General features: G+C 68.3%; 20 protein-coding genes and 4 tRNA genes. 3 read left to right on the top strand and 21 right to left on the bottom strand.

The window, feature by feature from the left end; genetic code table 11:
• Positions 1–333: 333 nt before the first annotated feature.
• From JKJ07_RS22490 to JKJ07_RS22575, 18 genes are all read right to left on the bottom strand, one after another.
• The gene (locus JKJ07_RS22490) at positions 334–804 is read right to left on the bottom strand and encodes a hypothetical protein (protein WP_236029677.1); all 471 of its coding nucleotides are present in this window, start codon (positions 802–804) and stop codon (positions 334–336) included.
• Positions 805–846: 42 nt separating this feature from the next.
• A complete protein-coding gene (locus JKJ07_RS22495; protein ID WP_202994021.1) occupies positions 847–1161 on the bottom strand; it encodes a hypothetical protein in 315 nt (104 codons plus the stop codon).
• A gap of 105 nt (positions 1162–1266) precedes the next feature.
• The gene (locus tag JKJ07_RS22500) at positions 1267–5157 is read right to left on the bottom strand and encodes a DNA-directed RNA polymerase subunit beta' (protein WP_202993671.1); all 3891 of its coding nucleotides are present in this window, start codon (positions 5155–5157) and stop codon (positions 1267–1269) included.
• 129 nt (positions 5158–5286) lie between these two features.
• Positions 5287–8727 carry a DNA-directed RNA polymerase subunit beta gene (gene rpoB / locus JKJ07_RS22505; RefSeq protein ID WP_202993672.1) on the bottom strand — a complete coding sequence of 1147 codons (3441 nt, stop codon included), beginning with the start codon at positions 8725–8727 and terminating at the stop codon, positions 5287–5289.
• A 600-nt stretch (positions 8728–9327) separates the two neighbouring features.
• Positions 9328–9714 (bottom strand): 50S ribosomal protein L7/L12, encoded by a 387-nt coding sequence (gene rplL / locus JKJ07_RS22510; protein ID WP_202993673.1) that lies wholly within the window; start codon positions 9712–9714, stop codon positions 9328–9330.
• A gap of 55 nt (positions 9715–9769) precedes the next feature.
• Positions 9770–10315, bottom strand: coding sequence for a 50S ribosomal protein L10 (gene rplJ / locus JKJ07_RS22515; protein WP_202993674.1), 546 nt, complete (start codon positions 10313–10315; stop codon positions 9770–9772).
• A gap of 369 nt (positions 10316–10684) precedes the next feature.
• The gene (locus JKJ07_RS22520; RefSeq protein WP_202993675.1) at positions 10685–11365 is read right to left on the bottom strand and encodes a hypothetical protein; all 681 of its coding nucleotides are present in this window, start codon (positions 11363–11365) and stop codon (positions 10685–10687) included.
• The gene (locus JKJ07_RS22525) at positions 11362–12177 is read right to left on the bottom strand and encodes an ATP-binding cassette domain-containing protein (protein ID WP_202993676.1); all 816 of its coding nucleotides are present in this window, start codon (positions 12175–12177) and stop codon (positions 11362–11364) included. Before JKJ07_RS22525 ends, JKJ07_RS22520 begins: the two co-directional genes overlap by 4 nt.
• A 62-nt stretch (positions 12178–12239) precedes the next feature.
• Positions 12240–12950, bottom strand: coding sequence for a 50S ribosomal protein L1 (gene rplA / locus JKJ07_RS22530; protein WP_202993677.1), 711 nt, complete (start codon positions 12948–12950; stop codon positions 12240–12242).
• 73 nt (positions 12951–13023) lie between these two features.
• Complete coding sequence (gene nusG, locus JKJ07_RS22535; protein WP_202993678.1) at positions 13024–13788, bottom strand: transcription termination/antitermination protein NusG; 765 nt, start codon at positions 13786–13788, stop codon at positions 13024–13026.
• Between the two features lie 39 nt (positions 13789–13827).
• On the bottom strand, positions 13828–14190 hold the full coding sequence (gene secE / locus JKJ07_RS22540; RefSeq protein WP_202993679.1) for a preprotein translocase subunit SecE: 363 nt from the start codon (positions 14188–14190) through the stop codon (positions 13828–13830).
• Between the two features lie 107 nt (positions 14191–14297).
• Positions 14298–14370 (bottom strand) — tRNA-Trp (locus tag JKJ07_RS22545).
• Positions 14371–14489: 119 nt separating this feature from the next.
• Positions 14490–14885 carry a MaoC family dehydratase gene (locus JKJ07_RS22550; RefSeq protein WP_202993680.1) on the bottom strand — a complete coding sequence of 132 codons (396 nt, stop codon included), beginning with the start codon at positions 14883–14885 and terminating at the stop codon, positions 14490–14492.
• The gene (locus tag JKJ07_RS22555) at positions 14882–15328 is read right to left on the bottom strand and encodes a MaoC family dehydratase N-terminal domain-containing protein (protein ID WP_202993681.1); all 447 of its coding nucleotides are present in this window, start codon (positions 15326–15328) and stop codon (positions 14882–14884) included. Before JKJ07_RS22555 ends, JKJ07_RS22550 begins: the two co-directional genes overlap by 4 nt.
• A 77-nt stretch (positions 15329–15405) precedes the next feature.
• Positions 15406–15573 (bottom strand): 50S ribosomal protein L33, encoded by a 168-nt coding sequence (rpmG, locus tag JKJ07_RS22560; RefSeq protein WP_184953737.1) that lies wholly within the window; start codon positions 15571–15573, stop codon positions 15406–15408.
• Between the two features lie 104 nt (positions 15574–15677).
• Positions 15678–15750: transfer RNA gene (locus JKJ07_RS22565), tRNA-Met, on the bottom strand.
• Between the two features lie 63 nt (positions 15751–15813).
• Positions 15814–15886, bottom strand: a tRNA-Thr gene (locus tag JKJ07_RS22570).
• A 94-nt stretch (positions 15887–15980) separates the two neighbouring features.
• Entirely contained in the window at positions 15981–18515 is a 2535-nt protein-coding gene (locus JKJ07_RS22575; RefSeq protein WP_202993682.1) for a putative bifunctional diguanylate cyclase/phosphodiesterase, read from the bottom strand.
• Positions 18516–19019: 504 nt separating this feature from the next.
• On the opposite strand from JKJ07_RS22575, the gene JKJ07_RS22580 reads away from it, so the two are divergent.
• Positions 19020–19334, top strand: coding sequence for a hypothetical protein (locus JKJ07_RS22580; protein WP_202993683.1), 315 nt, complete (start codon positions 19020–19022; stop codon positions 19332–19334).
• A 3-nt stretch (positions 19335–19337) separates the two neighbouring features.
• On the opposite strand, the gene JKJ07_RS51800 is transcribed toward JKJ07_RS22580, so the two are convergent.
• From JKJ07_RS51800 to JKJ07_RS22595, 3 genes are read right to left on the bottom strand one after another with little or no spacing between them, the layout of a single operon-like run.
• Positions 19338–20147 carry a sulfurtransferase gene (locus JKJ07_RS51800; RefSeq protein WP_202993684.1) on the bottom strand — a complete coding sequence of 270 codons (810 nt, stop codon included), beginning with the start codon at positions 20145–20147 and terminating at the stop codon, positions 19338–19340.
• Positions 20148–20171: 24 nt separating this feature from the next.
• Positions 20172–20474 carry a hypothetical protein gene (locus JKJ07_RS22590; RefSeq protein ID WP_202993685.1) on the bottom strand — a complete coding sequence of 101 codons (303 nt, stop codon included), beginning with the start codon at positions 20472–20474 and terminating at the stop codon, positions 20172–20174.
• A gap of 30 nt (positions 20475–20504) precedes the next feature.
• The gene (locus JKJ07_RS22595; protein ID WP_202993686.1) at positions 20505–20999 is read right to left on the bottom strand and encodes a YajQ family cyclic di-GMP-binding protein; all 495 of its coding nucleotides are present in this window, start codon (positions 20997–20999) and stop codon (positions 20505–20507) included.
• A gap of 149 nt (positions 21000–21148) precedes the next feature.
• Between JKJ07_RS22595 and JKJ07_RS22600 the strand changes: the two genes are divergently transcribed.
• Together JKJ07_RS22600 and JKJ07_RS22605 are read left to right on the top strand one after the other, a co-directional pair.
• Positions 21149–21232, top strand: a tRNA-Tyr gene (locus JKJ07_RS22600).
• Between the two features lie 143 nt (positions 21233–21375).
• Positions 21376–21675 (top strand): hypothetical protein, encoded by a 300-nt coding sequence (locus JKJ07_RS22605; protein ID WP_202993687.1) that lies wholly within the window; start codon positions 21376–21378, stop codon positions 21673–21675.
• Positions 21676–21722 lie beyond the last annotated feature (47 nt).

Here is a 21722-nt window from a genome sequence, read left to right on the forward strand (position 1 = left end):
TGCTGGTCAATCCCCCCGTCCGGGAGGACTGACCGGCACCCGCGGTCGGGCGTGTCGTCCGGCTCACGGTCCCGCCGCGCGCTGGTCGCACGCACCGGGTCTTGTCTTGGTCGACGCCCCGATGGGGGCGCCGGCTCGGCGTAGCTCCGGCAAGCCGCTTGACGCGAACTCGGGTGCACGCACGAGTTGCCCGGGCAAGCCCGGGCACGAGGGGAAAGATTACCCACCCCGAGCACCCAGGTCAAAATGAGCCCCAGGACCACGCGACGGATATCTCCGATACAAGTGTACCGGGTGCCTCACGGAAGCAACGCCGCGGTGCCAGATCCAGCCTCAGGCCGACAGTTGCAACAGCAGAGTCAACGCCAGGGACAACAGAGCAATTCCCGCGCCACTCGCGCCGCACACGATCCCGGACATACCCAGCCCGGCTCCGGTGAATCGCACCTGGCCGGTCTGACCCGAGGTGCGCACCTGGCGGCGGGCCACCACGCCGAGCGCGATCGCACCCCCGCCCACGAGCACGCTGAGCAGTGTGAAGGCGCCCGAGACCCAGCCGCCCCAGCCGCCCGACGAGCCGGCCACGCCGAAGCACAGCACGAGCAGCGAGGCCAGGATCGAGCCGATACCGGCGATCAGCGAGCCGATGGCCAGACCCGAGGTGATCGGCTCGACCCGCAGCTGGACCAGGCCGAACTCGGTGCCCGGCAGCGCGTCGACCCGTTCCGGGCGCCAGCGGCCCGACGGGGGCGGCGGGGGCACAGCCGGCGGGTAAGGCACCTGCGGCGGGGGCGGGACGGTCATGAGAAGAGCATGTCACCCGTACGGGACCGGCCGCATCCCGCCTCAGTCGGTGCCCGGCGAGAAGTCGGGGCCACCGGGCGAGCCGGCCAGATGCAGCAGGCCGGCGATCGACGCGATCACGAGCGTCGTCAGCGCGAGCACGATGCCGGCCCACGCGAGCCGGCGGCCCCGCCTGATCCACGCCGAGCCGGTCAGGTAGCCCTTCGCCTCGTAGGCCTGGCGGGCCGTCTGCCCGGCCAGCAGCAGGGCGATGGTGGCCGGAATCACACCACCCACGAAGGCGCCGGTCAGGAACCCCACCAGGCCGAGCGCGAAGACCGCCCGCGCCTTCGACGAGGGCTCGGGATCCGGGTCCATCGGGTGGCGGTCCGGCACGGTCACGGGAAGGGTCACCCGACCATCTTAGAAAGCCCGAAGGGCGACCGCGCAGTGCGCGGCCGCCCTTCGAGATGTCACAGACCCTTAGCGGTACGACCCGAAGTCGAAGTCGTCCAGCGGCACAGCCTGCCCGCTGGCCGGCCCGAAGCCGTAGTCGGTCTCGGGGTACCCGGTCATCGAGTACACCTTGGCCTTGGCCTCCTCGGTCGGCTCGACCCGGATGTTGCGGTACTTGGAGATACCCGTACCGGCCGGGATGAGCTTACCGATGATCACGTTCTCCTTGAGGCCGACGAGCGAGTCGCTGCGCGAGTTGATCGCCGCGTCGGTCAGCACCCGGGTGGTCTCCTGGAAGGAGGCCGCGGAGAGCCAGGAGTCGGTGGCCAGCGAGGCCTTGGTGATACCCATGAGCACCGGACGACCGGCGGCGGGCTCGCCACCCTCGCCCACGAGCCGGCGGTTCTCCGACTCGAACAGCGCCCGGTCGACCAGCACGCCCGGCAGGAACTCCGCCGCGCCCGAGTCGATGACCGTCACCCGCTTGAGCATCTGGCGAATGATGATCTCGATGTGCTTGTCGTGGATGAGCACACCCTGCGAGCGGTAGACCTCCTGGACCTCGGAGGTCAGGTGGACCTGGACCGCCCGCGGACCCATGATCCGCAGAAGCTCGTGCGGGTCGATGGTGCCCTCGGTCAGCTTCTCGCCGACGCCGACGTGGTCGCCGTCGTGGGCCCGGAGCTTGACGCGCTTGGAGATCTTGTCGTACACGATCTCCTCGCTGCCGTCGTCCGGCACCACGATGATCTTGCGCGAGCGCTCGCCGTCCTCGATGCGGATGCGTCCCGGGGTGTCGGCGATGGGCGCCTTGCCCTTGGGCACACGGGCCTCGAAGATCTCCTGCACACGCGGCAGACCCTGGGTGATGTCCTCACCCGCGACACCACCGGTGTGGAAGGTACGCATCGTCAGCTGCGTGCCCGGCTCACCGATGGACTGGGCCGCGATGATGCCGACCGCCTCACCGATGTCCACGCCCTTGCCCGTCGGCAGCGACCGGCCGTAGCAGGCCGCGCACACGCCGAGCTTCGACTCACAGGTCAGCACCGAGCGGACCCGGACGTTCTCGACACCGGCCGCGACCAGCTGGTCGACCAGGATCGAGTTGAGGTCCGCGCCGCGCGGGACGACCAGGTTGCCGTTGGCGTCCTTGATGTCGTCGGCCAGCGTACGAGCGTGCACCCCGGTCTCGGCGTGCACGTGCACGACCAGCGTGCCGTCGGCCTCGCGCTCGCCCACCTGCATCGGGATCGCGCGGTCGGTGCCGCAGTCCTCCTCGCGGATGATGACGTCCTGCGAGACGTCCACCAGACGACGGGTCAGGTAACCCGAGTCGGCGGTACGCAGCGCGGTGTCGGCCAGACCCTTACGAGCACCGTGGGTGGAGATGAAGTACTCCAGCACGGTCAGACCCTCGCGGTACGACGAGGTGATCGGTCGCGGGATGATCTCACCCTTGGGGTTGGCCACCAGGCCACGGATCGCGGCGATCTGCCGGAGCTGCAGCAGGTTACCGCGGGCGCCCGAGTTGATCATGACCCAGAGCGGGTTCTCGTGCGGGAGCGAGTTCTCCATCTCCTTGGAGATCTCGTTCGTCGCCTTGGTCCAGATCTCGATGAGCTCGCCGCGACGCTCCTCGGCGGTCATCAGACCACGCTGGTACTGCTTGTCGATCCGGTCGGCCTCGACCTGGTAGCGCTGCAGGATCTCCGGCTTGCGCTCCGGGCCGATGACGTCGCCCATGCCGATCGTCACGCCGGACCAGGTGGCCCAGTGGAAGCCGGCCTCCTTGAGCGCGTCCAGGGTCGCCGCGAGGCTGACCTTGGGGAAGCGCTCGGCGAGGTCGTTGACGATCGCCGACAGCTGACCCTTGCGGATCTCGTAGTTCACGAAGCGGTAGCCCGGGGGCAGCGTCTCGTTGAAGATGACCCGGCCCAGGGTGGTCTCGACGAGCAGCGGCTCGCCCTCGACCCACTCCTCGGGAGCGGTCCAGGCCGCGCCCTTGGCCCCGTTGTCGACCCCGATGACCTCGCGCAGCCGGATCTTCACCGGCGCCTGCAGGTGCAGCTCGCCGTTGTCGAAGGCCATCCGCGCCTCGGCGTCCGAGCTGAACACCCGGCCCTCGCCCTTGGTGCCGGGCGTCTCGTGGGTCAGGTAGTACAGCCCGATGACCATGTCCTGGGTCGGCATGGTGACCGGCTTGCCGTCGGCCGGCTTAAGGATGTTGTTCGACGAGAGCATCAGGATCCGGGCCTCGGCCTGCGCCTCGGCCGACAGCGGCACGTGCACCGCCATCTGGTCACCGTCGAAGTCGGCGTTGAACGCCGTGCAGACGAGCGGGTGGATCTGGATCGCCTTGCCCTCGACCAGCTGCGGCTCGAAGGCCTGGATGCCCAGGCGGTGCAGGGTCGGCGCGCGGTTCAGCAGCACCGGGTGCTCGCTGATGACCTCTTCGAGGACGTCCCACACGACCGGCCGCTGACGCTCGACCATGCGCTTGGCCGACTTGATGTTCTGCGCGTGGTTCAGGTCGACCAGGCGCTTCATCACGAACGGCTTGAACAGCTCCAGCGCCATCTGCTTGGGCAGACCGCACTGGTGCAGCTTCAGGCGCGGGCCGACGACGATGACCGAACGGCCGGAGTAGTCGACGCGCTTGCCGAGCAGGTTCTGACGGAACCGGCCCTGCTTGCCCTTGAGCATGTCGGACAGCGACTTGAGCGGGCGGTTACCCGGGCCGGTGACCGGCCGGCCGCGGCGGCCGTTGTCGAACAGCGCGTCGACGGCCTCCTGCAGCATCCGCTTCTCGTTGTTCACGATGATCTCGGGCGCGCCGAGGTCGATGAGCCGCTTGAGCCGGTTGTTGCGGTTGATCACGCGGCGGTACAGGTCGTTCAGGTCGGACGTGGCGAACCGGCCACCGTCGAGCTGCACCATCGGGCGCAGGTCCGGCGGGATGACCGGGACGCAGTCCAGCACCATGCCGAGCGGCGAGTTGCGCGTGTTCAGGAACGCGGCGACGACCTTGAGGCGCTTGAGGGCACGGATCTTGCGCTGGCCCTTACCGGTGCGAATGATCTCGCGCAGGTTCTCGGCCTCGGCGTCCAGGTCCATGTTCGTCAGCAGCGCCTTGATCGCCTCGGCGCCCATGCCACCGGTGAAGTACTCACCGAAGCGGTCCCGCAGCTCGCGGTAGAGCAGCTCGTCGGTGACCAGCTGCTTGGAGTCGAGCTTGCGGAAGGTGTCGAGCACCTCGTCGAGACGGTCGATCTCGCGCTGCGCCTTGTCGCGGATCTGGCGCATCTCGCGCTCGCCAGCCTCCTTGACCTTGCGCCGCACGTCGGCCTTGGCACCCTCGGCTTCGAGCTCCGAGAGGTCCTGCTCCAGCTTCGCGGCCCGCTTCTCGATCTCCGAGTCGCGGCTGTTCTCGGACTGGCGCTTCTCGGCGAAGATCTCGTTCTCGATCGTGGACAGGTCGCGGTGACGCGCCTCGGCGTCAACGCTCGTGACCACGTACGAGGCGAAGTAAATGATCTTCTCGAGGTCCTTGGGCGCGAGGTCGAGCAGGTAGCCCAGGCGGCTCGGCACACCCTTGAAGTACCAGATGTGCGTGACCGAGGCGGCCAGCTCGATGTGGCCCATGCGCTCACGGCGGACCTTGGACCGGGTCACCTCGACGCCGCAGCGCTCACAGATGATGCCCTTGAACCGGACCCGCTTGTACTTGCCGCAGTAGCACTCCCAGTCCCGCTGCGGACCGAAGATCTTCTCGCAGAAGAGTCCGTCCTTCTCGGGCTTGAGCGTGCGGTAGTTGATCGTCTCGGGCTTCTTGACCTCGCCGTGCGACCACTGCCGGATGTCGTCAGCGGTGGCCAGGCCGATGCGCAACTCGTCGAAGAAGTTGACGTCGAGCACTTGGTCTATCCCTCGTATTTCGTTGCTCGAATGGGTTCCAGGCCGGCGGTGGCGTCCCGGGGGCTCTGCTCATCAAACGGCTTCGCCGTACTGCGACGAAATTTGATGAACACCCCCGGGACGCTTCCGTCAGATCTCTTCGACGCTGCTGACGCCCTCGTTCGGGCGTCGTGACAGGTCGATACCGAGTTCCTCCGCGGCCCGGAAGACCTCGTCGTCCGTCTCGCGCATCTCGAGGGCCACACCGTCGCTGGAGAGCACCTCGACGTTCAGGCACAGCGACTGCAGCTCCTTGAGGAGCACCTTGAAGGACTCGGGGATTCCCGGCTCCGGGATGTTCTCGCCCTTGACGATGGCCTCGTAGACCTTCACGCGACCGAGGACGTCGTCGGACTTGATGGTGAGCAGCTCCTGCAGCGCGTAAGCGGCGCCGTAGGCCTGCATCGCCCAGCACTCCATCTCGCCGAACCGCTGGCCACCGAACTGCGCCTTACCACCCAGCGGCTGCTGCGTGATCATCGAGTACGGGCCGGTCGACCGAGCGTGAATCTTGTCGTCGACCAGGTGGTTCAGCTTGAGGATGTAGACGTACCCGACCGAGACCGGGTCCGGCAGCGGCTCGCCGGAGCGGCCGTCGAACAGCTGCGCCTTGCCGTCACCGTTGACCAGCCGCTTACCGTCGCGGTTGACCAGCGTCGACTCCAGGAGGCCCTTGATCTCCTCCTCCTGCGCACCGTCGAAGACGGGGGTCGCGACGTTCGAGTCCTTGGGGGACTCGTGCGCCTCGATCGCGCGCAGCTGGCGCTTCCACTCAGCGTCGTCGCCCTCGACCTCCCAGCCGGTCTTGGCGATCCACCCGAGGTGGGTCTCCAGCACCTGGCCGATGTTCATACGCGAGGGCACACCGAGCGGGTTGAGCACGATGTCGACCGGGGTGCCGTCCTCGAGGAACGGCATGTCCTCGACCGGCAGGATCTTGGAGATGACGCCCTTGTTGCCGTGCCGGCCCGCGAGCTTGTCACCGTCCTGGATCTTGCGCTTCTGGGCCACGTAGACCCGGACGAGCTCGTTGACGCCGGGGGGCAGCTCGTCGCCGTCCTCACGCGAGAACGTGCGGACGCCGATGACCGTGCCGGTCTCACCGTGCGGCACCTTCAGCGAGGTGTCCCGGACCTCCCGGGCCTTCTCACCGAAGATCGCGCGGAGCAGCCGCTCCTCGGGGGTCAGCTCGGTCTCGCCCTTGGGCGTGACCTTGCCGACCAGGATGTCGCCGGGGACGACCTCGGCGCCGATCCGGATGATGCCGCGCTCGTCCAGGTCGGCGAGCATTTCCTCGCTGACGTTGGGGATGTCGCGGGTGATCTCCTCCGGGCCGAGCTTGGTGTCCCGGGCGTCGACCTCGTGCTCCTCGATGTGGATCGAGGTGAGGACGTCCTGCTGGACGAGGCGCTGCGACAGGATGATCGCGTCCTCGTAGTTGTGACCCTCCCAGCACATGAACGCGACGAGCAGGTTGCGGCCGAGGGCCATCTCCCCCTCGTCGGTGCACGGGCCGTCGGCGATGACCTGGCCGGCCTCGACCCGGTCACCCTCGAAGACGACCGGCTTCTGGTTGACGCAGGAGCCGGCGTTGGAGCGGCGGAACTTGTGCAGCAGGTACGTCCGGCGGTGGCCGTCGTCCTGGTGAACCGTCACGTAGTCGGCGCACAGGTCCTCGACCACGCCGCCGACCTCGGCGACGACCACGTCACCGGCGTCGACCGCGGCGCGGTACTCCATGCCCGTGCCGACCAGCGGCGACTCGGCCTTGACCAGCGGCACGGCCTGACGCTGCATGTTCGCGCCCATGAGGGCACGGTTGGCGTCGTCGTGCTCGAGGAACGGGATCATCGCGGTCGCGACCGAGGTCATCTGACGCGGCGACACGTCCATATAGTCGACCTCCGTGCCGGGCACGTAGTCGACCTCACCGCCCTTACGGCGGACCAGGACGCGGTCGTCGGCGAAGGTGCCGTCGCTCTTCAGCGTGGCGTTCGCCTGCGCCTTGATGTACCTGTCCTCCTCGTCAGCCGTGAGGTAGTGCACCTCGTCGGTGACGATGCCCGCCTCGACCTTCCGGTACGGCGTCTCGATGAAGCCGAACGGGTTGACCCGGGCGAACGTGGACAGGGCGCCGATCAGGCCGATGTTCGGGCCCTCGGGCGTCTCGATCGGGCACATCCGGCCGTAGTGGGACGGGTGCACGTCGCGGACCTCGAAGCCGGCCCGCTCACGCGAGAGGCCACCGGGGCCGAGCGCGGACAGACGACGCCGGTGGGTCAGGCCCGCCAGCGGGTTCGTCTGGTCCATGAACTGCGACAGCTGCGACGTGCCGAAGAACTCCTTGATCGCCGCCACGACGGGACGGATGTTGATCAGGGTCTGCGGCGTGATCGCCTCGACGTCCTGGGTCGTCATGCGCTCACGGACGACGCGCTCCATCCGGGACAGGCCGACACGCACCTGGTTCTGGATGAGCTCGCCGACCGTACGCAGACGGCGGTTGCCGAAGTGGTCGATGTCGTCAGCCTCGTAGCCCTCCTCACCGGCGTGCAGCCGGGCGAGGTAGTCCACGGTCTTGACGATGTCTTCCTCGGTCAGCGTGCCGCGGACGATCGGGACATCGATGTCGAGCTTCTTGTTGAACTTGTAACGGCCGACCTTGGCGACGTCGTACCTCTTCGGGTTGAAGAAGAGGTTGTCGAGCAGGGTCTGCGCGTTCTCCCGGGTCGGGGGCTCGCCGGGGCGGAGCTTGCGGTAGATGTCGAGCAGGGCCTCGTCCTGCCCGGCGATGTGGTCCTTCTCCAGCGTGGTCATGAGGAGCTCGGACCAGCCGAAGCGCTCACGGATCTGGTCGGCCGACCAGCCGATCGCCTTGAGCAGGACGGTGACGGCCTGCCGGCGCTTGCGGTCGATCCGGACACCGACAGTGTCGCGCTTGTCGATGTCGAACTCCAGCCAGGCGCCCCGGCTGGGGATGACCTTGACGCTGGAGAGGTCGCGGTCGGAGGTCTTGTCCGGCTCCTTGGTGAAGTACACGCCCGGCGAACGGACGAGCTGGCTCACCACGACGCGCTCGGTGCCGTTGATGACGAACGTCCCCTTGGGGGTCATCATCGGGAAGTCACCCATGAACACGGTCTGGCTCTTGATCTCGCCAGTCGTGTTGTTGGTGAACTCCGCGGTCACGAACAGCGGTGCGCAGTAAGTCAGGTCCTTCTCTTTGCACTCCTCGATCGAGGCCTTGACCTCGTCGAACCGGGGAGACGAGAAAGACAGCGACATGGTGCCGGAGAAGTCCTCAATGGGACTGATCTCTTCGAGGATCTCTGCGAGGCCCGAGTGGGCATGCGGGTCGTCCGTCGAACGAGCCTGCCAAGCCTCGTTCCCGACCAGCCAGTCGAAGGACTCCGTCTGGAGGGCGAGGAGGTTGGGGACCTCAAGTTGCTCGGTGATCCTGCCGAAAGAGACACGGCGGGGTGCGTAAGCGCTCGACGTACGGCTGGTCTTCGCAGGGCGGGAAGCTGCCAAGATGCGTCCTTCCGAGGACCGGTGCTGCTGATGCGGCTGCAGCTGCGGTATGCAACTGTCTGCGTGCACTCCAACGAGCCCCCAGGAATTCATCCGGATGGATGTCCCGAAAGGGCTCAAGACAGAAGGCAGCGCAAACTAGCAGTGTAGCCGCTCGGCTAACCGCTGTCCAGCCCACACCTGAGGGGGCCTGCGGAACGTGTCCCCGCGGCCTCTGACCTGCGCCTCCAGGGGCCAGGGCCAACAGCGGGGCCGCTCGGAACGCGGCAACTCTCCCTCTGGTGCCTCTCCGCGGGACCCGGTGACACCGGATTACCCTCGGCTCGGCTGTCGCAAGCGCGGAAACTTGCTGTCATCAGCGTGCCTGTCAGGGGACACACAGTCAAGGGCTCTGGTGCGGGTCGAACCCCTGTCGTCGCCCGCCCGGCGCGCTCTAGCGACCATACTCCACGGCTTGCCCGATTGAGCCCGCTTTGTGCGTCGGCACCCGGACAGCCGGCAAGAGGTTCCTGACCAGGGATGACATCGCGTGAACACAAATGGCGAGGACCCGCGTACGGGGTCCTCGCCATTCGCAAGAGAAAGCAGTGGAGCGTTAGATCACTTGAGGGTGACCTTGGCGCCCTCGCCCTCGAGCTTGGCCTTGGCGGCCTCGGCCTTCTCCTTGTTGACACCCTCGAGGATCGCCTTGGGGGCGGACTCGACGGCGTCCTTGGCCTCCTTGAGGCCCAGGCCGGTCAGCTCACGCACGACCTTGATGACCTGGATCTTCTTGCCACCGTCGCCCTCGAGGACAACGTCGAACGAGTCCTTCTCGGCCTCGGCCTCGGCCGGGGCAGCGCCGCCGCCGCCACCCTGGACCATCGCGACGGGGGCAGCCGCGGTGACCTCGAAGGTCGACTCGAACTGCTTCACGAACTCCGACAGCTCGATGAGCGTCATTTCCTTGAACGCGTCGAGCAGCTCGTCGGTGCTGAGCTTCGCCATATCTGGCAACCTTTCCTAGCTACTGAACAAAGAAGTCTTGCTGGTGCGCGGTGGCTCAGGCCTCCGCGGGACCGTCCTTCTCGCGCTTCTCCTGAAGAGCGGCCGCGAGGCGCGCCACCTGCGACAGCGGGGCCTGGAAGAGCCCGGCCGCCTTGGTCAGGTTGCCCTTCATGGCGCCGGCCAGCTTGGCCAGCAGAACCTCACGCGACTCGAGGTCGGCGATCTTGTTGACCTCGTCGGCCGTGATCGCCTTGCCCTCGAAGACACCGCCCTTGATGACCAGGACGGGGTTGGCCTTGGCGAAAGCCCGCAGGCTCTTGGCCGCCTCGACCGGGTCGCCGTTGATGAAGGCGAGCGCGGTAGGACCGGCAAACAGGTTGTCGAGGCCCTCGATGCCCGCGTCAGTCGCAGCGCGCTTCGCCAGGGTGTTCTTCGACACCGCGTACTTGGTGTCGCCGCCCAGCGAACGGCGCAGCTCGGTGAGCTGCTTGACCGTGAGACCGCGGTACTCGGTCAGCACGGTGGCCGACGAGTTACGGAAGTCGTCCGTCAGCTCGGCGACTGCACTGGCCTTGTCGGCCCGGACCGGCTTGTCCGCCATGTCCCTCCTCTCTCAATGCTCGAACCCCTGATCGAACTCGAAGGAGGAGCAAAATGAGAAACGCCCCGGCGCAGGGCGCACGGGGCGGAGCAGGCGATTTTCACCGGCCTGGTCACGAACCGTTCTCCCCTGCGCGGGTCGCCCGCATCTGCGGGACCTTCGACCATGACCCGGAAAATCAGGGCCACGGCGACCAGCGGTCTATGGGTGGAACTTCGATTGACAAGAGTACGCGACCGGCTTGCAACCACCAAATCCAACCCTTTTCCCGTACGCGTCGTGGCCGCCCCCAACCGCAACGGCCCCGTCCCGGGCCCGGCGGCACCTATCGGCCCAGGCGCGGCTTCCGCCCGCAACGCCGCCGCCGGCTCATGAGCGTGAGCGGCGAAGAAACGCGTAGGCCGTGAAGACCGCGGCGCACCACGCGGCGGCCCAGCCGGTGAGCAGGGCCAGCGTGGTCACGGGCGGGATCGTGACGTCGTTGAGGGCCCGTGCCGTGGCCATGACGGGCGGGACGAGCCACGGGGCGAACGAGCCCTGCAGGCCCAGCACGACCACCAGGACGGCCGCGGTGACGAGGACGGCCACGCCGTTGCGGGCGCCGCGGGTGACGGCCCGGCTGGCCAGGGCGCCGACCGCGATGGCGGGCGGGACGGCGAGCAGGTGGGCCAGGACGCCGAGCAGGGTGCCGGAGAGCACAGGCTCCTTGGTGTCGATGCCGTGGAACAGCCAGGGGGCGCCCATCGCGAGGACGCAGACGATCAGCGCGAGCGCGGCGGCGGCCAGCAGGCCGGCCACGGCCTCGGTGCGGGCGCCCACGGCCACGCGGGCCAGTCGGCGCTGCCCGTCGGGTTCGGTGTCGAGCAGCAGCTTGGACTGCCAGGCGAGCACGGGGAAGAGGGCGGCGGCGGAATATCCGTAGGCGACCGAGGCGGGCGACGCTCCCCCGCCGTAGATGACGCCGAGCACGATCAGGACGGCGATCGCGGGCGGGAGGATGCGGCCGCCGCGGAGGAACCCGGCCAGACGCATCCGGATCAGGGGGCTCACTGCTCGCCCTCGGAGTTCCATGAGCCGGCGGCGGCGTTGCGGGCGTTCGTGGCACCGGGGTGATAGCGGGCGTCGGGCCGGGGGCCTGTGACGTCGCGTACGCCTAAGACAGCGTGACCTTGGGCGCGCAGCCGGACCACCGCCTCGTCGGCCGCGGCGCGGGCGACGGCGATCTCGATGACGACCTCGTCGCGGGCGGGGGCGGGCGGGGCTGGAGCCGCGGCGACGGTGGCGTCGGCGACGGACCAGTGGATCGCGCCGGGGAGCTGGGCTATCTCGCCGCGGTGGTCGCTGACCAGCACCATGCCGCCGGTGGCGGTCACCTCGGCCACGATCTCGGGGATCAGGGTGCGGGCGACGGCGTCCAGACCCTCCCACGGCTCGTCCAGAATGAGCAGGCCGGGCCGGGCGATCAGGGCCTGGGCCAGGCCGACCTTCTGGGCGGTGCCCTTCGAGAGGTCGCTCAGGCGGGTGCCGGTGTGGCCGGTCAGCAGCAGGCGCTCGATCCACTCGTCGGCCTGACCGGGGTCGTGCCCGCGCAGCGCGGCCATCCGGTGCAGGTAGTCGCCGGCGGTGAACGGCTGGTCGGCCGGGAAGCGCTCGGGCACCCAGCCCACGACCGGCGGACGCTCCCGCACGGCGCCGCGCTGGGGGCGGAGGACACCCGCGGCCAGCTGCAGCAGCGTGGACTTGCCGGCGCCGTTGCGGCCCAGCACGACGATCGTCTGGCCGGGCTCGACGGCGGCGTCGACCGCGCGCAGCGTCCAGTCGGCGCGGCGGGCGTATCGGAACCAGACCCCGTCGAAACGCACGACGGAACTGTGCCACAGAAAAGCCCCCGGGGATGTCCCCGGGGGCTTCGCTGAAACGGTGCTCAGGCCTCGGCGTTGGTCAGGCCCTTGACGATGTTCGGGTCGACCTGCACGCCCGGGCCCATCGTGGTGGAGACGGTGACCTTCTTGAGGTATTTGCCCTTGGCCGCGGACGGCTTGGCCCGCAGCACCTCGTCGAGCACGGCGGCGTAGTTGTCGGTCAGCTGCTCCGGCGTGAACGACGCCTTACCGATGATCAGGTGCAGGTTCGAGTGCTTGTCGACCCGGAAGGTGATCTTGCCGCCCTTGATCTCGTTGACGGCCTTGGTCACGTCCATGGTGACGGTGCCGGTCTTCGGGTTGGGCATGAGACCACGCGGGCCGAGGATGCGGGCGATCCGGCCGATCTTGGCCATCTGGTCGGGGGTGGCGATCGCCGCGTCGAAGTCGAGCCAGCCACCCTGGATGCGGGCGACGAGCTCGTCGGTGCCGACCTCGTCGGCGCCGGCCGCGACGGCCTCCTCGGCCTTCGCGCCCTGGGCGAAGACGATCACGCGGGCGGTCTTGCCGGTGCCGTGGGGCAGGTTGACCGTGCCGCGGACCATCTGGTCGGCCTTACGCGGGTCGACGCCCAGCCGCATCGCAACCTCGACGGTGGCGTCGAACTTGGTCGGGCTGGTCTCCTTGGCCAGCTTGACCGCCTCGGCCGGCTCGTAGAGCTTGTTCTGGTCGATCTGCTCGGCGCCCTTGCGGTAGCTCTTGCTGCGCTGCATGTTCACTTACTCCTGTGGTAGATGGCGGGCCCCATTCGGACAGGGGCCCTCCCACTGACTGCTGTCGTGCTGGTCAGATCTTGGCGACCTGGTTGAAGTTGAGCTCCACCGGCGTCTCGCGGCCGAAGATGGAGACCAGAACCTTCAACTTCTGCTGGTCGGCATTGATTTCGCTGATCGAGGCGGGCAGCGAGGCGAACGCGCCGTCGGTGACCGTGACCGAGTCGCCGACCTCGAAGTCGAGCACCTTGACCTCGGGCTTGGCCTTCTTCTCCTCCTGCTCGACCGCCGGGGCCAGCCACTTCAGCACCTCGTCGAGCGAGAGCGGGGCGGGGCGGTCGACCCGGTCGGTCGCACCCACGAAGCCGGTCACGCCGGGCGTGTTGCGCACGCAGGAATACGACTCGGGAGACAGATCCATCCGGACGAGGATGTAGCCCGGGAAGACCTTGTTGTTGACCTGGACCCGCTTGCCGCTCTTGACTTCGATCTCTTCGCGGGTCGGCACCTCGACCTGGAAGATGAAGTCCTCCATGTCGAGGCTGGTGATGCGGGTCTCGAGGTTGGTCTTGACCTTGTTCTCGTAACCCGCGTAGGAGTGCACGACATACCAGTCGCCGGGGGCGTAGCGCAGCTTCTGCCGCAGCTCCTGCACCGGGTCGAAGTCTTCGTCGTCCTCCGCCGCGGGGGAATCCCCGGCCGCCGGCGCCGCGGGCTCCTGCGGCTCGGCGGCCTCGTCCTGCGGGTCAGCGGCCTCGACCGACTCGTCGTTGTCCGCCGTGGCCACCGACGACTGCTCGTCGATGGACTGCGCGGTCTCGTCGTCGTACTCAGGCACGCTCGCTCACTTCCAGCTAAGTCTTCTCAAACGGCGGGGTCAGCCGCCGAACGCCCAGAGGATGGCCTTGCCCAGGCCGAGGTCCAGCAGGCCGACGATGGTGGTCATGATCGCCACGAACGCGATCACGATCGTCGTGTAGGTCAGGAGCTCCTTGCGCGTGGGCCAGATGACCTTACGCAGCTCGCTGACGACCTCACGGAAGAAACCGCCGATGCGTCCGAAGAAGCCCGTCCGGCGGACCTCCTTCTTCGGCTTCGCCGAGCGCTCGGCGAGGGCGGTGCCGCCACGGCCTACCGGCTCGTCGTCGTCGGCCGCGTCCTTGTCGTCCTCGACGGCGTCGTCGAACACCTCGTCGTCGGCAGGGTCGCCGGCGTCACCGGGTCGGTTCCTGTCGGCCATGGCGCCCTACTTCCGTCATCGGTGGTGGGGGTCCCCTGTCGGCGCTCGTCGTGGGCGCGGAGGTCGTGCGGACCGCGCACCGGGCGGGCACGTCTAGGAGGATTGCGCAGGGGTGACAGGACTTGAACCTGCAGCCTGCGGTTTTGGAGACCGCTGCTCTGCCAATTGAGCTACACCCCTGTGCGAGGCAGGTAAAACCCCGTCCCAGGCAGGCTGGTTCGGGGGGTCATTGCCCCACGGCGCACCAGTGTACGGGTTCACACCGGGTTCGCCCAACCCGGGCTCACCCAAACCGTGGCCTAACGCTTGCGGACAGTCGCCTGAGCCAGCGAGAGCACCTTTTCGCCCTGGCAGGTGGCGGTCAGCGCGAGCCTGGTCAGGCCCTCGTCGGTGGTCTCCTTGACCGTGGCGGTGACGACCACCTCGGTGCCCTCGTCGGTGTCGGGAACCGGCACCGGGCGGGAGAAGCGCACGTTGTATTCCACGACCGCGTCGGGGGCGCCGGCCCAGGCGGTAACGGCCCGGCCGACCAGGGCCATGGTGAACATGCCGTGCGCGATCACGCCGGGCAGGCCGACGCTGGTGGCGATCCGGTCGCTCCAGTGGATCGAGTTGAAGTCGCCCGAGGCGCCCGCGTAGCGCACCAGGTCGGCCCGGGTGATCCGGAAGGTCTGCGGCTCAAACGTGTCAGTCACTCGGCACCTCGCTGCACGAGCTTGGACCAGACCGTGACGACGGGCTCGCCGGCGACGGTGGTGACCTCGGTGCGGGTGGTCAGGAAGTCGTGGCCGCCCCGCGAGGTGATGTCGTCGACCGAGTTGACGCAGACCAGCTCGTCACCGGCCACGACCGGGCGCTGATACGAGAACTTCTGGTCGCCGTGCACGACCCGGCTGTAGTCGAGGCCGAGCGCCGGGTCCTCGATGATCTGCCGGCTGGTCGCCATGGTGAACACGACGGGGAAGGTGGGCGGGGCCACCACGTCGGCGTGGCCGAGGGCCCGGGCCGCCTCGGGATCGTGATATTCGGCGTCGGTGGCGCCGATCGCGCGGGCGAACTCGCGGATCTTCTCGCGACCGACCTGATAGGGCTCGGTGGCCGGCCAGCTGCGGCCGACGAAGGACTGGTCCAGGGGCATGAATAAGAAAATACTTGCCCGGAAACGACTCTGCGCCGCCCGGTCGGAACCGGACGGCGCAGGCGAAGGGCAGAAGATCAGCGGGTCTCGCGGTGCAGGGTGTGCTTGCCGTCACGCGGGCAGAACTTCTTCAGCTCGACCCGGTCGGGGTCGTTACGCCGGTTCTTCCGGGTGATGTAGTTCCGCTCCTTGCACTCCGTACAAGCCAAAGTGATCTTCGGACGGACGTCGGTCGCCTTGGCCACGACGGATTGCCTTCCTGCTAACGGGGTTTAACGACGCTCCAGACTACAACGCCCGTGCGTCGACATGCAAAGTGGGACCCCGGGGAGGGATCCCTTTCGCAAAGTAGCGGTGGCCGGACTTGAACCGGCGACACAGCGATTATGAGCCGCTTGCTCTGCCATCTGAGCTACACCGCCAGAGCCAGGCTCAAGTCCAGCGCCCTCAAGTGTCAGCGCCTGAGGCGGGAACGAACCCGGTAGAGCCCCCTTACGGAATCGAACCGTAGACCTTCTCCTTACCATGGAGACGCTCTGCCGACTGAGCTAAGGGGGCTTGCGCGCGATCACTCGCTTGGTGCGCAGGGGAAAGCTTACACGGCCCGGAGCAGGGGGTGAAATCGACTCCCCCAAACCAGTGTCGGCGCAGGTCAGATCACCGCTCGGAGCCTTCTGACCGCACCCGCCTCGGTGGTGGCCGGCTCGGTCTGCGCGCTGACCCAGGCCTCCAGCCGCTCGTACGGCAGGGGGCGGCTGAACAGGTAACCCTGGCCGATCTCGCAGCCCATCTCCTCCAGCAGGTCGAGGGTGAGCTCGCTCTCGACGCCCTCGGCCACGACCGTGAGGCCGAACTCACGGGCCAGGCTGATCACCGCGCGGACGATCGCGAGGTCGCCGGTGTCGGTCGCCATGCCCTGCACGAAGCTGTCGTCGATCTTGACCTCCTGCACCGGCCACTGCCGCAGATAGGACAGTGAGGACGCGCCGGTGCCGAAGTCGTCGACGCTGAGCTTGACCCCCAGATCGCGCAGCCGATAGAGGGTGGGCAGCACGCGCTCGATGTCGTTGAGCATGCCCGGCTCGGAGATCTCGAACGTGACCTGGGCCGCGGCCACGCCGTACTGCTCGAGCAGCGTGGCGACCTGGTCGGGGAAGCGGGAGTCGAGCAGCGTGCGCACCGACAGGTTGACCGCGATCGAGAGCGGGCGTTCCTGGTCGGTCCACTCCCGGCAGCGCCGCAGACCCTCGGTCAGCACCACCTCGGTCAGGCGGGAGAGCTGGCCGGTGTGCTCGGCGACGGCCACGAAATCCTCCGGCGCCACCTCGCCCTGCGCCGGGTGCTGCCAGCGGGCCAGGCACTCGACGCCGACGAGGTGACGGTCGGTCAGCGTGACCTTGGGCTGGAAGTAGACGTCGAGGGCGCCGTTGTCGAGGGCCGTGCGCAGATCGGCCGCGATGCCCAGGCGGCGCACGGCGCGCGACTCGAGCGCGGGGTGGAAGAGCTGCACCCCGTACGGGAGGACCTTGGCCGCATTGCCCGCGAGCTCGGCCCGCTGCAGCAACATCTCGGGATCGGCGCCGTGATCGGGATAGACGGACACGCCCACCGCGGTGTCGACGTCGAGCGTCAGCGTGCCGACCGTCATCGGGCCGCGCAGCTGCTCGCGCATGTCGGTGGCCAGCTGGACTGTGGCGTCGGTGCTCTCGGCGCGCAGCGTCACCACGAACTCGTCGCCGCCGATCCGGCCGACCAGGGCGCCGGGCCCGGCGATCGCGCGCAGGCGGCTCGCCACCTCGGCCAGCAGCTTGTCGCCGGCGGCGTGGCCCATCGACTCGTTGACGTCACGCTGACCGTCCACGTCGAAGAGCAGGACCGCGACCACCTCGTCCTCGGCGCGCACCTTGACCGACTCGGCCAGCGCGTCGGTGAGCCTGCGCCGGTTGGGCAGCGCGGTCAGCCGGTCGTGATAGGCGTCGTAGCGCAGCCGGTCGACCAGGCGCGAATTCTCCACCGCGGCCGCCGCGTGGGCCGCGATCGTCTCGAGCACCTGGATGTCGGCGTCGCGGAACGAGCGGGCGTCGCCGAGCCGGTTGACCACCTCGAGGCTGCCGATCGTGGTCTGGCCCGACCGCAGCGGGACGATCACCACGTCCTTGACCTTGGCCGAGCGGAGCTGCTGGCGCAGCTCCTGGGTGCCGCCGAAGGTCGGGCCGATGGCCAGGCTGTGGCTGTCCGCGATCGCCTGCTCGCGGACGGCGGGCGGGATCGGCGAGAGGTCGAGCAGGCCTTTGTTCTCCACGCGGGCGGTGAGCAGCACCTCGGGGTGCCTGTCCTGCGGGGTCAGATAGAGGGTCGCGTATTCGGCCCGCATCAGGGTCTGCACCCGGCCGAGCAGCACGTCGGGCAGGCCGGCGTCGGCGCCCGCCTCGCGGATCGCCTTGGTCAGCTCGTAGACCTCGGCCAGCGTGCGGTGCTGCCGGAAGAAGTCGGCGAACGACCGCAGCATCAGGATGAGCGCGCCGACCAGGACGACCAGCAGCACGGCCGACCAGCGGGTGGCCTCGAGCGCGACCAGGAAGACCAGGCCGATCACGACGTTGACGCTGGCGATGATCAACGGCGGGCCGCCGCCGCGCAGCACGTCCTGGCCGGCCCGCAGGCCCTGGACGATGCTCATCACGGCGGCCGTGCCGAGCAGGTCCGCCACCGTGACGACGGCCAGGGCGGTGGCGAGGATCAGCCAGGTGGTCGGCATGCCGCCGTCGAAGGGCGGCAGGGCGGCTATGACCAGGGCGGCCAGGGTCATGCTGGCCGAGTTCTTGGCGACGTTGAACCACAGTTTGGTCGGCATGAGCACGGCCGACCGCAGGAACTGGGTGATGAGCGTGGCGCACGCGACGACGCAGATCACCATCGCGGGCGGCAGGTAGAACAGCGCCAGGACGTACGGGATCTCGGCGAGGACGATGCCGTAGGTGCTGCGGCGGATGACGACGTGGAAGACGCCCACGTAACAAAGGCAGATGCCGGCCAGCGCCAGCAGGCCGCCGAGCCATTCGGAATACCAGTCGCGCTCAGTCGCCCAGAATCCGGCAAATCCGGCAATTGTCAGAACGGCGAACGGACCAGTGAGCAGCCAAGCGTATTGCGGGGAACGCGGCCGTGCACGCGGACGCTCGGCCATCGTGCTCCTCGTCAGTCAAATACGCTGGCGGCGCTCGGCGCCGGCCAGGCGGAGACGTTTACTCCCACTCCGTGATGCCGTTGGTGGAGTAGCTCGAGTTCGCCGAGTAACCGGAGTCGTGGCCGCGTGCCGCAGCGGGGTCCGACCCGCCACCAGTGCTCGCTGCCGCGGCACCGGCTCCACCAAAAACGACGGCGAGCACGAAAACCAAGCCGGCGAAACGGCCCAGCTTCCTTGCGAACATGTTGGCTCCTGCGGTTTTTACGCGTTCCTGGTGGGGGGTTCCATGATGGTGCCACACCGGATGTGCGACCGGCAGTGTCCATCGGCGGGTCGAAACCGCACATTCCGAAATCCTGACCGAACGGTTGAGTAGCCTCCCCCTCGGTTACGCGCAGAATTGACGACTTTACGTCCGAAATAATGGGAGAAGTGAGGGCAATTCGCATGCTCGACGTCAGGTGATCTTGACGTCAAGCGCGCCTGACGCCATGCTGTCCCGCCGTGAGCGCGACTCCTGAGGACCTCGAGCGGAAGCACACGCTGTCCACGGCTACAACGCGCTACGACGAGCTGAGGATGCGCGACGCCCTCGCGGCGATGGCCGGCGAGAGCAACGGGAGCGCCGTGCCGCTCACTCGCGAGGAGACGCTGGAGATGCTGGCGTTGAGCGAGGTCGTCATCCGCAAGGCCGGCTACGCGCGCCAGTCGATGGTGCGGGTGGCCCGCGACGCCGGCGCCTCGTGGACCCAGATCGGCGCCGCGCTCGGCACCACGAAACAAGCCGCCTGGGAGGCGCACCGCCGATCGGAGGCCTAGCGCCTAGTCGCCGGTCGCGGCGGGGAGGTCGGTCGCGCTGTATTGCGACCAGGAGCCGGGATAGAGGCGGCCCGGCGCGAACCCGGCGCGCTCCAGGGCCAGCAGGTTGTGGCAGGCGGTGACGCCCGAGCCGCAGTACGACACCACCTGCGCGCCGTCGGCCACCCCGGCCGCGAGGAAGCGCTCACGCAGGGCCTCCGCGGGCCGGAAACGGCCGTCGGGGTCGACGTTGTCGCGGCAGGAGACGTTGCGGGCGCCGGGAATGTGGCCGGGGCGCGGATCGATCGGCTCGGTCTCGCCCCGGAACCGCTCGGACTGGCGCGCGTCGAGCACGACGAAGTCGCCCGACGTGGCGTCGGCGAGCGAGGCCAGGCGGTCGGCGGGCCACGGGCGTACGGGGAAGACCGCACGGGGACGCTCCGGCGCGTCGGTCTCCCGCTCCTCCCCGTACGCGTCGATCCCGCCGTCGAGCAGCGCGGCGTCCTGCCCGAGCGCGCGCAGCATCCAGACGAGCCGGGCCGCCATCACGCCCCCCGCATCGTCGTACGCGATCACCGTGTCGTCCGGGCCGATGCCCAGCGCGGACATCCGCTCGGCGAAGTGCGCCGGATCGGGCAGGGGGTGCCGCCCGTCGGCCGCGGTGGGCGGGGCGGCGAGATCGGCGTCCAGGTCGGCGAAGACCGCCCCGGGCAGGTGCCCCCGGGCGTACGCGTCGGCGCCCTTGCGGCCGTCGAGATAGGCGCGGACGTCGGCCAGGACGACCCGGTCGCGATTGCTGCGAACCCACTCGGGGCTGACGACCGGCTCGATCACGACTGCCTCACATCCGCTGACGAACTATCTGTTGACGGGTCTCTGCCGGGGACGCGGGCGGAACCGGACCAGGGCCGTGCCCGCCATCACGATCGCCAGCACGGTGATGGTGGTGGTGACGACGGGGTTGTTGATGCCCGTGCCGATCACCACCAGGCCGAGGGCGGCGCCGAAGAAGAAGTGGTAGAAGCCGGCGTCCCGGACGCACCGGAAGGCCCGCGCGGTCGGGTTCGGGGCCCGGCCGGTCACCAGGATGACCAAGCCGAACACCGCAAGCCCGGCCCCGGCCGCCGCGCCGGCCAGCATGGTCCACGAACTGGTGCTCATGGCCCCAGTCTGCGGCCCGGGCGGCGCCGATCAGCGGTAATTCGTGAACTGGAGGGCGACGCCGAAGTCCTCGGCCTTGAGCAGGGCGATCACGGCCTGCAGGTCGTCGCGCTTCTTGCCGGTGACGCGCAGCTGGTCGCCCTGGATCTGCGCCTGCACGCCCTTGGGGCCCTCGTCGCGGATCTTCTTGCTGATCGCCTTGGCCTTGTCGGTCTCGATGCCCTCGATGACCTTGCAGTCGATCTTGTAGGTCTTGCCGGACTGCCGGGGCTCGCCCGCGTCGAGGGACTTCAGCGAGATGTTGCGCTTGATCAGCTTCTCCTTGAAGACCTCGAGCGCCGCGCTGGCCCGCTCCTCGGTCTCGGAGGTGATGGTGATCCCGGCGTCGCCCGACTTGGCGAGCGAGGTGCCCGTGCCCCGGAAGTCGAACCGGGTGCCGAGCTCCTTCTCGGCCTGGTGGAACGCGTTGTCCACCTCCTGCTGGTCGACCTTGCTGACGATGTCGAAGGACGGGCTGGCTGCCATGATCAGAACTCCTGCGATGCTGGCTTCGTCGATGAGGACGGGGCCCGGGAAACGGGCGCCGACATGCCGACCGTACCCGGTTGCGAAACCGCCGCGCGGTACGGCTAAGCTGTTCTCCGCTGCCACGGGAAACCGTGGTGGTGTGCCCAGGCGGGTTGCCCGAGCGGCCAATGGGAGCGGACTGTAAATCCGTCGCGAAAGCTTCGAAGGTTCGAATCCTTCACCCGCCACCAGGTGCACGTAGCAGCCCCTCACACGCTCGAACAGCATGTGAGGGGCTGCTTTCGTTGGCCCACCTCTAGGTCTCACTAAAGACGGCTCGATCCCCCGGTCATGTCACATACGTGGCGGCATCTGAGGCAACAGATCGCCCACGTTGTGCGACCTGGTCGACGCCGAGCGGCACAACGGGCCGATCATCAAGGCCAGCGCCGGTGAGGTCCTGGCATACATCGGGATCTACGCAACCGCCACGGCAACTATGTGGAAGGCGTTGACCCCCGCGCTGAAGGCCTTTCTCAGCCGACATGACAACAAGAAGGTAGAGATCAAGGTGGGTGATGAGTCCACCACGTTCGAGGGATACGGCGCGAAGGACCTCGAGGGCGTGCTGCAGCGGGCGGAGGAACTCCGCGCCAAGCGTGCCCAACGTGAACTCGGTGGTGAAAACACCTAACTCTCAGCTTCTTCTAGCGCCGCTTCGACGTTCGCCACTAGGTGCAT

Source organism: Paractinoplanes lichenicola (assembly GCF_016785085.1).
Taxonomy (GTDB): Bacteria; Actinomycetota; Actinomycetes; order Mycobacteriales; family Micromonosporaceae; genus Actinoplanes; species Actinoplanes lichenicola.

Bases quoted from the DNA above. Each gene is read 5' to 3' on its own strand.
- JKJ07_RS22555 (WP_202993681.1), bottom strand. From the start codon at position 15,328: ATGCCCCTGGACCAGTCCTTCGTCGGCCGCAGCTGGCCGGCCACCGAG.
- JKJ07_RS22595 (WP_202993686.1), bottom strand. From the start codon at position 20,999: ATGGCAGCCAGCCCGTCCTTCGACATCGTCAGCAAGGTCGACCAGCAG.
- JKJ07_RS22590 (WP_202993685.1), bottom strand. From the start codon at position 20,474: ATGAGCACCAGTTCGTGGACCATGCTGGCCGGCGCGGCGGCCGGGGCC.
- rplL (WP_202993673.1), bottom strand. From the start codon at position 9,714: ATGGCGAAGCTCAGCACCGACGAGCTGCTCGACGCGTTCAAGGAAATG.
- secE (WP_202993679.1), bottom strand. From the start codon at position 14,190: ATGGCCGACAGGAACCGACCCGGTGACGCCGGCGACCCTGCCGACGAC.
- JKJ07_RS22495 (WP_202994021.1), bottom strand. From the start codon at position 1,161: ATGGACCCGGATCCCGAGCCCTCGTCGAAGGCGCGGGCGGTCTTCGCG.
- JKJ07_RS22490 (WP_236029677.1), bottom strand. From the start codon at position 804: ATGACCGTCCCGCCCCCGCCGCAGGTGCCTTACCCGCCGGCTGTGCCC.
- rplA (WP_202993677.1), bottom strand. From the start codon at position 12,950: ATGCAGCGCAGCAAGAGCTACCGCAAGGGCGCCGAGCAGATCGACCAG.
- JKJ07_RS22575 (WP_202993682.1), bottom strand. From the start codon at position 18,515: ATGGCCGAGCGTCCGCGTGCACGGCCGCGTTCCCCGCAATACGCTTGG.
- rplJ (WP_202993674.1), bottom strand. From the start codon at position 10,315: ATGGCGGACAAGCCGGTCCGGGCCGACAAGGCCAGTGCAGTCGCCGAG.